Source organism: Streptomyces sp. CA-278952, assembly GCF_028747205.1.
In the GTDB taxonomy this organism is placed as follows: Bacteria; Actinomycetota; Actinomycetes; order Streptomycetales; family Streptomycetaceae; genus Streptomyces.
This window is the reverse complement of record NZ_CP112880.1, coordinates 2,806,553-2,818,225: the sequence shown is the minus strand read 5'-3', so window position 1 is coordinate 2,818,225 and position 11,673 is coordinate 2,806,553. Positions and strand designations below refer to the sequence as shown.

The window sequence follows — 11,673 nt, the reverse complement described above, 5'->3', positions numbered from 1 at the left end:
AGGGTTCCCGCGCCATCGTCGCGGGAGCCCTCTCACGTACGTACGGATGATCAGAGCGCCGGGCGCGTCCCGGCCCCGGAGCGGCGCACCGAGTAGGTGACGAAGCCCGCGCCGAGACCCAACAGGGCTGTGCCGCCGATGAGATACGGGGTCGTGTCCGGGCCCGGCCCGGTGTCGGCGAGGAGCGCGCCGGAGACGCTGTCGGGGCTCCCGGCGGACTGTTCGGCGGTCGTCCGTTCGGACGTGGCGGCCGGGGCGCCCTGAGCGCTCCTCTCACCGGTCGCGTTGGCCGACGGGACGAACCAGAGAGCGGCCAGCAGGGTGCCTGCGGCGGTGGCGGTCAGCAGTGTGCGACGAGCGACGGACACAGATTCGATCCCCTTGCGACAACCATGAGTTAGCCCCGTGGGCCGATGCTAAGCAAAGCAGCGGGTCGGTGGAAAGTCGCGGCATCGCCGGGCCTTACGCTCCGGCCTATGAGCACAGAAGAGACATCCAGGTTTGTTCGACTTCGCGTGGAGATGGTGCTGGAGGTCACCGACCTCGACGCCCTGACCGGTACCGCCCTCGAATCCATCGCCGCCGAGTACGGGGAGCCCGTCGCGGCGGTCGCCGGGAGCGACACCGCCGAGGAGCGGATGCATGCGGAGGCCACGGTCCGGGCAGACGGTGCGGAGGCCCTCGCCTCGCTGGTCGACCCCTTCGACCTGGTCAGCGAGGTGCCCGGAGTCGAACTGGCCCAGGCCTCCTGGAGCAGCGAAAGCATCGAGTACGACCCCGACGCGGAGGGCTGGGACGGCGCGGACGACGGCGACGAGGACCTCTTCCTGCCGCCGGACGGGGACGAGGAGGAGGGGTATGGCGACGCGGTCGCGCACAATGGAACGAACGACGGCGAGGACGGTGATCCCGCGGAGCGGGCGTGACCTGTGAGGACACCGGCCCCGGCCCCGCTCACCGGCGGACCGGGGCCGTGCCGGGCGCCGGCGCAAAGAGAGGCCGGGGCGCGGGAACCACCGCTGCCGGGGCCGCGTCGATGAGTGGTGTTCCCCACATCTGTCATGGATGTGGAACGGAGCACCCTTTCCGGGTGTTCTTGGAACATTGACGGGGAATAGCGGCCTGGCGGCCCCGTCCGGGGATTCTGGGGAATCGGCAACGATGGAGAAGCGTGTGATGACGGACAGCAAGCGGCGCAGGGGCCTCATGGCCATGTCCGCACTGCTCGGCGGCGTGCTGGTGCTTTCTGCCTGTAGCGACGACGGCGACAAGGGCGGAAAGACGAACGCCGGGAGCTCGGAGTCGTCGCAGCAGGAAGTGGACAAGGCGGCAGCCGCAGACGCCTCCGAGGCGCAGATAGCGATCAAGCCGAAGAACGGCGCGGCCAACGCCAGCATCAACAACGCCGCCCAGGTCACCGTCGCCAAGGGCAAGCTGACCAAGGTCGTCATGACCACGGCGGCCGGCGACCCGGTCGAGGGCACGCTGGCGGCCGACGGGTCCAGCTGGAAGCCCGCGGGCCAGCTGGAGCGGTCCACCACGTACAAGATCGACGCCACGGCGGCCGACGCGAAGGGCCGCGAGGCCCACGAGAACAGCTCCTTCACCACCGTCTCGCCCGACAACAGCTTCATCGGGAACTTCACCCCCGAGGACGGCTCCACGGTCGGCGTCGGGATGCCCGTCTCGATCAACTTCAACAAGGCGATCACGGACAAGAAGGCCGTCCAGGACGGCATCACCGTGACCTCCAGCAGCGGCCAGGAAGTCGTCGGCCACTGGTTCAACTCCCAGCGCCTGGACCTGCGCCCGGAGGACTACTGGCAGGGCGGCTCCACCGTCACCCTGAAGCTGGCCCTCGACGGCGTCGAGGGTGCGGACGGCGTCTTCGGCGTCCAGCAGAAGTCCGTGACCTTCAAGGTCGGCCGCAACCAGGTCTCCACCGTGGACGTGAAGTCCAAGACGATGACGGTCACCCGCGACGGCAAGACGCTCAAGACGATCCCGATCTCCGCGGGCTCGCCCGAGAACCCCACGTACAACGGTCAGATGGTGATCTCCGAGAAGCACAAGGAGACCCGGATGAACGGCGCCACCGTCGGCTTCACCGATGACGACGGCAAGGGCGAGTACGACATCAAGGACGTGCCGCACGCCATGCGCCTGTCCACGTCGGGCACCTTCATCCACGGCAACTACTGGGGCAAGGGCATCTTCGGCAACGCCAACACCAGCCACGGCTGCGTGGGCCTCGCCGACGTGAAGGGCGCGAACGACTCCAGCGCGCCCGGCGCCTGGTTCTACGACAACTCCCTCGTCGGCGACGTGGTCATCGTCAAGAACTCCCCGGACAAGACCATCACCCCGGACAACGGCCTCAACGGCTGGAACATGAGCTGGTCCGAGTGGACGGCCGGCTCCCAGGCCTGATCCCTCCCCCGCCGTTCCTTCTCGGCACCCCCCGCCCCCGCCCGAAGGCGGCGGCCCCGGCAGACGCCGGGACCGCCGCCTTCGGCGTGTCCGGCGCCCCTATAGCGCTGTGTCCAGCCCCGCGAGGACGCGGCCGAGCACCACGGCAGCGGGCCCTGCCACCGCAGGCCGGGCCGTGGAGAGCCCGCTCTCCTGTCGCCGCGGCAGCGGCGACCGTACGCCCAGCTCGGCCCAGACCGCCTTCCCGCTCCCGGCGCGGAAGGAACCCCAGCGCCGCGCGAGCTGCCGTACGAGGAACAGCCCGCGCCCGTCCTCGGCGTCGTCCTCGGCACGCCTGAGCACGGGGGGCTCGCTCGATACGTCCCACACCTCGATGACGACGCTGTCCCGCAGGCCGACGAGACGGACGTGGACGAGGTCGAGCCGCTCCAGCTCGCCCCACGTCGGCTTCTCGGCCACCACTCCGGTGATGGTGATGGCGTTGGTGACCAGCTCCGAGGCGACGAGAAGGACATCGTCCTCGATGAGAGCCGCATGCAACTTGGAGAGAGCGAACCGCAGGAAGTGACGGGAGGTCGAGACGGCCGACTGCGCGGCAGTCAAGGAGAGTTGGTCGACGAAGCGCACGTGCTCCGGCTGGTAGGGCACCTCCTGGCGCGTCATGAGCAGTCGTCCAAGCTGATGACTTGCGCGCCGCCGGTGGCGTACGAGAGGTGGGTGAGCATGGCGTTCTGGAGCGACCGGTTGAGCGCCAGCTCCCGGTAGGACGGCACGACCACGTGCTTGGCTTCGGCGCGCTTGACCGCCTCCACCAGCTCCGTGAACGCGGACTGCGCTCCCGGTACGTACTCGTGGAACACGGTCGCCAGGTGGAAGCCGTTGCTCTCGGCGTACGTGGCGAGGTCGTCCTGTTTCTGCTTCGCCTCCTGGTCGCTCATGTCGTCGGGCACTCGCATGTAGCCAAAGATCAGCGGGTTCATCGCGCTCGGTCCCCTCGCTAGGGCGTGATCACTCAACGTGCTCGCGCCCGTCCTGTAGGTAACCGAGTGAAGCACTGGAGCATTCGAATATGCAACACTCCAGATTGGAAATCGTGAATTCGATTTCTCGAACAAATATCCCCTATTCCATAATGGCGATCCTCAGGCTTCCATTTCGGATGTAAGGTGGGTTGCAGATCGGAGGCACATCAAGTGGTGGAAGCGGCAAGCGGTTCGACCGTGCCCCGCCGTCAACTGGGGCGAAACTTGCGTGAGCTGCGCAATCGCGCGCGGCTGACCGTGCGCGCGGCGTCGACGGCCCTGGAGTGGTCGGATCAGAAGATCTGGCGCATCGAAACGGGCCAGACTTCGATGCGCAGCCTGGATGTTGAGGCCATGTGTCGTGCGTACGGTGCTGACGCCGAGTTGACCATGGGCCTGATGGGGCTGGCCAAGGAGACCAAGAACCGGGGATGGTGGCACGCCTACGGCGACGTGATCCCGGAGGGCTTCGACCTCTTCATCGGGCTGGAGGGGGCTGCGGCAAGTCTGCGTCAGTACATCAAGGACCTGGTGCCGGGTCTCGTGCAGACGGAGGACTACGCCCGAGCGCTGATCCGGGAGGGCACCCATGACGTCGACCGCGATGAGATCGAGCGACGGGTACATGTCCGAATGGCGCGACAGGAGTTGCTGACCAGGGTGACCAGCCCGCCCACCTTGGAACTGGCGCTTGGTGAAGCGGTGCTCCGCCAACCGGTCGGCGGAGGCGAAGTAATGGCTCGCCAGTTGCACCGCCTGGCCGAGACGATGGAACTGCCGAACGTCTCATTGCGGGTCGTGCCGTTCGCGGCAGGTCTGCACTATGGCCTCGTGTCGGGGCCGTTCACACTCTTGCGCTTTCCCGTCAACGGCGACGGACAGCCGATGGAGCCGCCCACCGTCTACATGGAGGGCTTCACCGGCGACCTGTACCTCGACAAACCGCAGGAGATCGAGCGGTACGACCAGGCGTTCACTTCCATCTGGCGAGCCGCTCTGGATCACAAGGGCACCCAGAACATCCTTCGGCAAGCGGCAAAGGAGTTTTCCCGATGATGAGCGCGGATCTGACAGGCGCGGTATGGCGTAAGTCCAGCCGCTCACAGAACAACGCCACCTGCGTCGAGGTCGCGTTCCTCGGCGACGGCCGCGTAGCCATGCGCGACACGAAGGACCAGGGCAACGGCCCCGCTCTCGTCTTCACCTCCGGCGAGTGGGCCGCGTTCGAAGGCGGCGTCGTGGGCGGCGAGTTCGTGCGGTCGTAGTACGAGCCCCGCACGCAGCCCCGCAAGCGCCCGGCACGTCGTCTCCGCCGGGCGCTTCGCCGTGCCCGCCCGCCATGCCTTACTGAGCGCATGCGATAGGAGGCCGACAGAGGCACTGACCCGTCTCATCGGACGCCGAGGTTAGGGCGGCAAGGTGGATACCTCGCCCGACGCGTTCAGAGCCGTAGCGGCGGCAACCGGCGAGGCTCTATGCGGTCCTCAACAGCTGAGTCCCCTTCGCGCACGACTACATAGGCACCCTTCCCGGGTACTTCTGTGACAGCTTCAGCCAGCTCGGTGCCGCGGTAGACCAGGCCCACACCGTCATCGGTGCAGTGCGTCACCGGCAAGGTGCCCTCGGCGACGAGCCTATGGACCATCGGACGGCGGCCCTTGTCGGTGTCGTAGTGCACGCCGTTGCCGTACGGCAGAAAGCCGAGGGCGTTCGTGACCGGCTGGAGCGCAGGTCCGAAGGAGTCAGTGGCACCCCCCTGGAACCAGCAGATCGACCCCGCGCTGACCCCGCTGAGTACGACGCCGGCATCCCACGCCCGCCGCATGACACGGTCCAGCCCGTGGACTCGCCACACGGCCAACAGGTTCGCCACCGAGCCACCCATGACCCAGACGACATCCTGATCAAGTACCGCCCCCTCGATGTCATCAAGGTTGGGCATCGGGAAGAGATGAAGTGGTGTCAGGTCGAACCCGGCAACCCGGGCAGCCTCGGTCATACGTGATGTGAAGTGCTCGGCATCGCCAATGGCCGTCCCGACGTACATGATGCGGGGGCGGCGTCCGTGCACTCCTGACAGTTCGACCGCGTGGTGCACCAACGCATCAAACATCACCATCGTGCGGCCACCCGCACGATGCCCACCCGACGTGGCGACGATGGTGGGCTCCGAGGCAGTCATGGAACGGGACCCTATCGGCCCTGAGCGGCCCCCTGCCCGACCCGGAGAAAACCCTGACAGAGGAACCGTATCGGCGACAGCGCACCTAACGTGACGAGTGTGCCCCCGGCCGGGTCCACGCGCCTCGAACAACCGCTCCCTGCACGAGGAGGATTCATGTTGTCCAGAGGAAGATCCGCACTGCGGGGCGTCGCCGCACGGGGCATGGCCATGGCCCTGGGAGCGACGACGGTCGTCAGCACCGGCCTCGCCGCCGCTCCCGTGGTTCACGCGTCGCCGGCCGCCGCCACCGGGGTGCTGCGATGGGCGCCGTGTGACGCCGCGACGAAGCCGGGAGCCGAGTGCGCCACTCTTTCCGTGCCGGTCGACTGGGCCCGTCCCGACGGGCCGAGACTCGACCTGGCCGTGGCCCGCCGCCAGGCCACCGACTCCGGCGCACGCGTCGGCTCGATGGTGTTCGGCCCCGGTGGGCCGGGCGACTCGGGTGTGAAGACGGTGGTCGACAGGATCGGCCGGTTCAGCTCCGAGGTCCGCCGCGGGTTCGACATCGTCAGCTTCGACCCGCGCGGCGTGGGCGGCAGCAACCCAGTGGTCTGCTCCGACGAGCTGCTTGCCGATCGGCCGTCACCGGAGCTGAGGAGTCAGGCGGACTTCGATGCCACCCTGGCGTACAACAGGCGGCTCCGCGCCGATTGCCGGGCCCGTACCGGCCCGGTGTTCGACCACCTCGACACCGCCCAGACAGTCCGGGACCTGGACGCTCTCCGGACCGCCCTCGGCGAGCGGAAGCTGACCTTCCACGGCAGTTCGTACGGCACGCTGCTCGGGGCACAGTACGCCGAGACCTATCCGCGCCGCGTGCGCGCGATGGTGCTGGAGAGCGTCATGGACCACAGCGTCCCGACCGCCCGTGAGTTCCTGCGGTCCGAGGCGGCCACGGCGGAGGACTCGTTCCGGGAGTTCGTGAAGTGGTGCGACGGCGCCGCGGACTGCGCGCTGCACGGTCGCGACGTACGCGCCGTCTGGCAGAGCCTGTTGGACCGGGCCGGGCGCGGTGAGCTGGAGGACCCGGCGAAGCCGGGCATCTCGCTGTCGCCTTCGGACCTGGTCAACAAGAAGGCGTTCCGGAAGTTCTACTCGGCCGACTTCACGGGCTTGGCCACGGAGATCGCGCGTATGCACGCGAGCGAGCCGCTGCCCGCCTCGCCCACCTCGATCATGTCGCTGCCCCTCGCCACCCCGGTCTTCTGCTCCGACTGGCGCCTGCCCGTGCGCGACTACCAGGAGTACGCCTCACTCGTCTCCATGATGAGCAAGACCGCGCCCGACCTGCCCTACCTGCTTCCGATACACATGGTCGCGGCGTGTCTGGGCGCGCCGACCGCCAACCCGCAGCACCGGCTGCGCGTGCTCGGCGCACCGCCGATCCTGGTGTCCAACGCGCTGCACGACCCCGCCACCGGCTACGCGTGGGCGGTCTCGGTGGCCCGGCAGCTCGGCCGCAGCGGCGTGCTCCTCACCTACGAGGGCCACGGCCACGGCAGCGTCACCAGCGGCCCCTGCATGGAAGACGCGGTGGACAGCTACCTCACGGACCTGGCGATCCCACCACGGGGCACGAGCTGCCCCGCTGTGTCCTTCTGACAGCTGGCCGATCCGGATCCGTCTGGGGAAGGCGAATCCGGTGGGAGGACGGTTGTGGCGACGCGGTTCGGGCCTCGGCCGACCGCGACCGTCCAACTCCACGTGCGGAGACGGCCCGGAAATCCTGTGGCGCGGCGGCCGCATGGCCAGGACACTGGGCGACCATGCCTCCCAAAGCCTCGACCGGCCCGATGTGTACGCGCGATTCGCTCGCCTCGGACCTGCGCACGCTCGGGCTGGAGCCTGGTGAAACGGTCCTGGTGCACTCCTCCCTCAGCTCGCTCGGCTGGGTCTGCGGCGGTCCCGTTGCCGTTGTCATGGCACTGCTCGATGTTCTCGGCGACGAGGGCACCCTGGTCGTTCCCACGCACTCGGGAAACAACTCCGATCCGGCGTACTGGGAGAGCCGGCCCGTGCCCGAGGCGTGGTGGGCGGACATCCGTGCGGCGATGCCGCCCTTCGACGCGCGCACCACACCCACCCTTGGCGTCGGTGTGGTCCCGGAGACCGTCCGGACCTGGCCGGGCGCTCTCCGCAGCCGCCATCCGCAGACGTCCTTCGCCGCCGTGGGTCCGAGCGCCGCCGACATCGTGGACGGCCACGCGCTCGACTGCCGGCTCGGCGAACGCAGCCCCCTCGCACGGCTCGAGGAGCGCGGAGCGCGGATCCTGCTCCTGGGCACGGACTTCGCGTCGTGTACGGCGTTTCACCTTGCCGAATACCGGATTCCAGGGCTCAAGGTCGACAACTCCTTCGCGGTCATGACCGCCCAGGGTCGCCGTTGGATGACGGTGCGCGACACCGCGGTCTCCGACGACCGCTTCGATGAGCTGGGGGCGGCCTTCGAGAGGGACAACACGGTGGGCAGAGGAGAAGTCGGCGGTACTGTAGGCCACTTGTTCGGACTGGCTGAAGCGGTTGCCTACGCCGAGGAGTGGCTCGCCGGGCATCGGCCGCGTGCCGCCAGGGTCTGACCGCCGCGTTCCTCGTCACCCGGTCCGTGGAACACTCCGGCAGGTGTCTCACTGGATAAGCTGGATAACTCCGCGCCGCCTGGGTGCCACCGCCGCCCTGTACGCCGTCTTCGTCTGCGGTTGGTACCTCGGTCAGCCTCTCCCTCATGTGGGCTGCCACGATGAACCGCCGGCCGCGTTCGATGAGCCGATGACGATCGGGGAACCCGGGGACTTCTCCGACGGCTTCACCCGAGCGGCCCGCGACGTCGGGCAGGTCGTCACCTCCGATCTCGTCTCGATCAGCGTGATCGCCCAGTGCGACCCGTACACCGCCGACCCCCGCCTCGTCGCCTGGATCGTCGGCGACTGGCGCTGAAGGGAAGCCTTCTCACCTGAGGGTTCGACGCAGCAGGCTCAAGTCCGTACGCCCCCGCATCGCCGCCCGGTACGACCGCAGATCGCTGCGTCGGACCTGGCGTACGCCCGCGAGGTCCTCGGGCGTCTCGGAGCGGCGGCCCGGGGCCCGGTCGGGGGCGTCGGCCGCCGCCGGGCCGCGGAGCAGGTGCCAGGGCCGGCTCGGCAGCCAGAGGAGCCCGTACAGCCACCGTCGCACCAGCAGGCGGAATCCCGGCCTCCCCGCGTCGGGCAGCCGGATCACCCGCACCCCCATGATCAGCTTTCCGGCGCTCGCCCGGACCGCCATCGTCAGCAGCACCTGGTTGGCGAACGACAGCGTGACCAACTGGACGACCAGCAGGGCGACCGCGTGTCCTGTTCCGCCCGAGTTCAGGCAGGACCGCACCAGGAGTCCGACGGCCAGCAGGCAGAGGTAGCTGTCGAGGCCGACCGCCAGGTAGCGCCGCATGCCGCTCGTGCCCTTGGGGACGCGCGGCTGCCCCCGGGGTGCGGGGGTGGCGTACGCCGAGCGGGCGTACGCCGGGTACGCCGCCCGGGGAAGCGTGCCCCCGTGCAGGGGCCGGCCCGCTGTCGTGGGCGGGGCCGGCCGGGGGCGAACGGCGCCGCTCCCGGCCGGGCGTACGCCGTACAGCGCCCGCAATTCGTCAGGAGGCTGCCCTCGCCGACGCCCCCACGGCTTCGTCATGGGGGCATCATGACTGATCGTCAGTCGGGGTGTCCCTGTTCCTGGCGGGTAACTCCGCTGCCCCGGTTTCGTTTTCACGGGACCCTTACGGTCGCCTCCCACCGGCCGCACGCGCGCCTTCCCCGTGGCCCGGGCCATGGTCCCGTTCGCCCCCGGCCCGCCCGCTCGCGGGGGCGGGGTGCAGCCTGCTGCACCCCGATACGGGGGCCTGCTCCCTCCTCGCGGCGCGCTCCGGCCGACAGGCTGGACGCATCACCGAACACGGAGGCATCCCATCATGAAGTCCTTGCTCTGGCTCATCCTGTCCGCCGCGCTCGTCGCCAACGTCTTCCTCGGTTTCGCGGTCGACAGGAACGGCCTCGAAACGGCCCTGAGCGTCGTCTCGGGCGTGGTCGTGCTCGCCTCCGGGGGCGGGCTCTGGGTGCTGCGAGGCTCCCGCGAGAGTCGACCCGGAGTGTGACCTTGGCCACCCTGAGGGAGGTGGCGGGGGCGGTGCATCCGAGCCGCTAGGGACGCCGGAACGCTGGGCCGGGGCCTGCTCCGGGTCCTGCGCGGCGGCCCGGGCGCTGATCAAAACGGCTGAACATGGCCAATATATGGATGGTCCTCGAAGATCATCGGACCGCACGGGACAATCGGATCGTACGACGGTCCTGCGTATCACCCTGCCGGGCGTCGGCCGCGTGGTCCTCCCGGGAGGGAGTCCATGGGGCTCCGGCGGGGGAGGCGGACCGGTGGCGTTCCCCGGGGCGGGGGCGTCGACGCGCACGAGCCGACCACGGAAGGTCTTGATCAGATGCCGGTCATCCCCGACTCGCCCGACTCCACCCGCACGCACGATGCCGCGGCCCGCGTCATCGAGCCGCTCTACGCCGAGATCCTGCGCCGCAACCAGGGTGAGCAGGAGTTCCACCAGGCGGTCCGCGAGGTCCTGGAGACGCTCGGGCCGGTGCTGACCCAGCGCCCCGAGTTCATCGACGCGCGCATCATCGAGCGCGTATGCGAGCCCGAGCGCCAGCTGATTTTCCGGGTGCCGTGGTCGGACGACTCCGGCGACATCCACGTCAACCGCGGCTTCCGGGTGGAGTTCTCCAGTTCGCTCGGCCCCTACAAGGGCGGGCTGCGCTTCCACCCCTCGGTCAACCTCGGCATCGTGAAGTTCCTCGGCTTCGAGCAGATCTTCAAGAACGCCCTCACCGGCATGCCCATCGGCGGCGGCAAGGGCGGTGCGGACTTCGACCCCAAGGGGCGGTCCGACGCCGAGATCATGCGGTTCTGCCAGTCCTTCATGACCGAGCTCCACCGTCACCTGGGGGAGTACACCGACGTCCCGGCCGGTGACATCGGCGTGGGCGGCCGCGAGATCGGCTACCTCTTCGGCCAGTACAAGCGGATCACCAACCGTTACGAGTCCGGCGTCCTCACCGGCAAGGGCCTCGGCTGGGGCGGCGCGCAGGCCCGTACGGAGGCCACCGGCTACGGCACGGTCCTGTTCACCGCCGAGATGCTGCGCAGCCGTGGCGAGTCGCTGGAGGGCCAGACCGTCGCGGTCTCCGGCTCCGGCAACGTGGCCATCTACGCGGTCGAGAAGGCCCAGCAGCTCGGCGCGACCGTGGTGACCTGCTCGGACTCCAGCGGCTACGTCGTCGACGAGAAGGGCATCGACCTCGCCCTCCTCAAGGAGATCAAGGAGGCCGGCCGGGGCCGGGTCTCGGAGTACGCCGAACGGCGCGGCGCGCACGCCCGGTTCGTCCCCGGCACGGGGGTGTGGTCGGTCCCCGTGGACGTGGCCCTGCCCTGTGCCACGCAGAACGAACTCCACGAGGCCGACGCGCTGGCCCTCGTGCGCAACGGGGTCAAGGCGGTCGCGGAGGGCGCCAACATGCCCACCACCCCGGAGGCGGTCCGGGTGTTCCAGGAGGCGGGCGTCGCCTTCGCCCCCGGCAAGGCGGCCAACGCGGGCGGGGTCGCGACGAGCGCGCTGGAGATGCAGCAGAACGCGTCCCGGGACTCGTGGACCTTCTCCCACACCGAGGAGCGGCTCGCCGAGATCATGCGGCACATCCACGACTCCTGCTACACGACCGCCGAGCGGTACGGCAGCCCCGGCAACTACGTGGTGGGCGCGAACATCGCGGGCTTCGAGCTGGTCGCGGACGCGATGCTGGCGCAGGGTCTGATCTGACCGTACGGGGCGAGGCGTCGGCGCCGATGTGGTCGCCGCCGCAACCGCTGCCCCGCCCGGGTGAGGCCGCCAAGTGCGGTCTCCCCCGGGCGGGGGAGCAGGTTGGCTCGCTCGGGGGATTCCGCGTCGTGCCTGCTCCGCGAGGGTGGAGT

14 protein-coding genes are annotated in these 11,673 nt (G+C 69.3%); 9 read left to right on the top strand and 5 right to left on the bottom strand.

What is annotated here, in order from left to right:
* Window positions 1-50: 50 nt before the first annotated feature.
* Entirely contained in the window at window positions 51-368 is a 318-nt protein-coding gene (locus N7925_RS12265; RefSeq protein WP_274343882.1) for a hypothetical protein, read from the bottom strand.
* Window positions 369-476: 108 nt separating this feature from the next.
* Between N7925_RS12265 and N7925_RS12260 the strand changes: the two genes are divergently transcribed.
* Together N7925_RS12260 and N7925_RS12255 are read left to right on the top strand one after the other, a co-directional pair.
* Complete coding sequence (locus tag N7925_RS12260; RefSeq protein WP_265599691.1) at window positions 477-926, top strand: hypothetical protein; 450 nt, start codon at window positions 477-479, stop codon at window positions 924-926.
* Window positions 927-1,161: 235 nt separating this feature from the next.
* Window positions 1,162-2,430, top strand: a complete 1,269-nt coding sequence (locus N7925_RS12255) for a L,D-transpeptidase (RefSeq protein WP_265599690.1) — start codon at window positions 1,162-1,164, stop codon at window positions 2,428-2,430.
* Between the two features lie 99 nt (window positions 2,431-2,529).
* Here N7925_RS12255 and N7925_RS12250 read toward each other — a convergent pair whose 3' ends face one another.
* The gene (locus N7925_RS12250) at window positions 2,530-3,093 is read right to left on the bottom strand and encodes an ATP-binding protein (protein ID WP_274343881.1); all 564 of its coding nucleotides are present in this window, start codon (window positions 3,091-3,093) and stop codon (window positions 2,530-2,532) included.
* Window positions 3,090-3,386, bottom strand: coding sequence for a recombinase family protein (locus tag N7925_RS12245; protein ID WP_274343880.1), 297 nt, complete (start codon window positions 3,384-3,386; stop codon window positions 3,090-3,092). Before N7925_RS12245 ends, N7925_RS12250 begins: the two co-directional genes overlap by 4 nt.
* 237 nt (window positions 3,387-3,623) lie before the next feature.
* Between N7925_RS12245 and N7925_RS12240 the strand changes: the two genes are divergently transcribed.
* A complete protein-coding gene (locus tag N7925_RS12240; RefSeq protein WP_274343879.1) occupies window positions 3,624-4,508 on the top strand; it encodes a helix-turn-helix domain-containing protein in 885 nt (294 codons plus the stop codon).
* Complete coding sequence (locus N7925_RS12235) at window positions 4,508-4,717, top strand: DUF397 domain-containing protein (RefSeq protein WP_274343878.1); 210 nt, start codon at window positions 4,508-4,510, stop codon at window positions 4,715-4,717. Before N7925_RS12240 ends, N7925_RS12235 begins: the two co-directional genes overlap by 1 nt.
* A gap of 176 nt (window positions 4,718-4,893) precedes the next feature.
* Here the strand turns inward: N7925_RS12235 and N7925_RS12230 are convergent, their stop codons facing one another.
* Window positions 4,894-5,634 carry a peptidase E gene (locus N7925_RS12230; protein ID WP_265599684.1) on the bottom strand — a complete coding sequence of 247 codons (741 nt, stop codon included), beginning with the start codon at window positions 5,632-5,634 and terminating at the stop codon, window positions 4,894-4,896.
* 156 nt (window positions 5,635-5,790) lie between these two features.
* Between N7925_RS12230 and N7925_RS12225 the strand changes: the two genes are divergently transcribed.
* The 3 genes from N7925_RS12225 (at window position 5,791) to N7925_RS12215 (ending at window position 8,610) form a co-directional block, all read left to right on the top strand.
* Window positions 5,791-7,278: an alpha/beta hydrolase gene (locus tag N7925_RS12225; RefSeq protein ID WP_274343877.1), complete on the top strand. Its 1,488-nt coding sequence runs from the start codon at window positions 5,791-5,793 to the stop codon at window positions 7,276-7,278.
* A 164-nt stretch (window positions 7,279-7,442) separates the two neighbouring features.
* Window positions 7,443-8,252: an aminoglycoside N(3)-acetyltransferase gene (locus tag N7925_RS12220; RefSeq protein WP_274343876.1), complete on the top strand. Its 810-nt coding sequence runs from the start codon at window positions 7,443-7,445 to the stop codon at window positions 8,250-8,252.
* A 190-nt stretch (window positions 8,253-8,442) separates the two neighbouring features.
* Window positions 8,443-8,610 (top strand): hypothetical protein, encoded by a 168-nt coding sequence (locus tag N7925_RS12215; RefSeq protein ID WP_265599681.1) that lies wholly within the window; start codon window positions 8,443-8,445, stop codon window positions 8,608-8,610.
* A 12-nt stretch (window positions 8,611-8,622) separates the two neighbouring features.
* Here N7925_RS12215 and N7925_RS12210 read toward each other — a convergent pair whose 3' ends face one another.
* Window positions 8,623-9,099 (bottom strand): RDD family protein, encoded by a 477-nt coding sequence (locus N7925_RS12210; RefSeq protein WP_274346441.1) that lies wholly within the window; start codon window positions 9,097-9,099, stop codon window positions 8,623-8,625.
* A gap of 514 nt (window positions 9,100-9,613) precedes the next feature.
* Here N7925_RS12210 and N7925_RS12205 point away from each other — a divergent pair.
* Both N7925_RS12205 and gdhA read left to right on the top strand, forming a co-directional pair.
* Window positions 9,614-9,796: a hypothetical protein gene (locus N7925_RS12205; RefSeq protein ID WP_274343875.1), complete on the top strand. Its 183-nt coding sequence runs from the start codon at window positions 9,614-9,616 to the stop codon at window positions 9,794-9,796.
* A 336-nt stretch (window positions 9,797-10,132) separates the two neighbouring features.
* Window positions 10,133-11,521, top strand: a complete 1,389-nt coding sequence (gene gdhA, locus N7925_RS12200; RefSeq protein ID WP_265599679.1) for an NADP-specific glutamate dehydrogenase — start codon at window positions 10,133-10,135, stop codon at window positions 11,519-11,521.
* The last annotated feature ends 152 nt before the right edge of the window (window positions 11,522-11,673 follow it).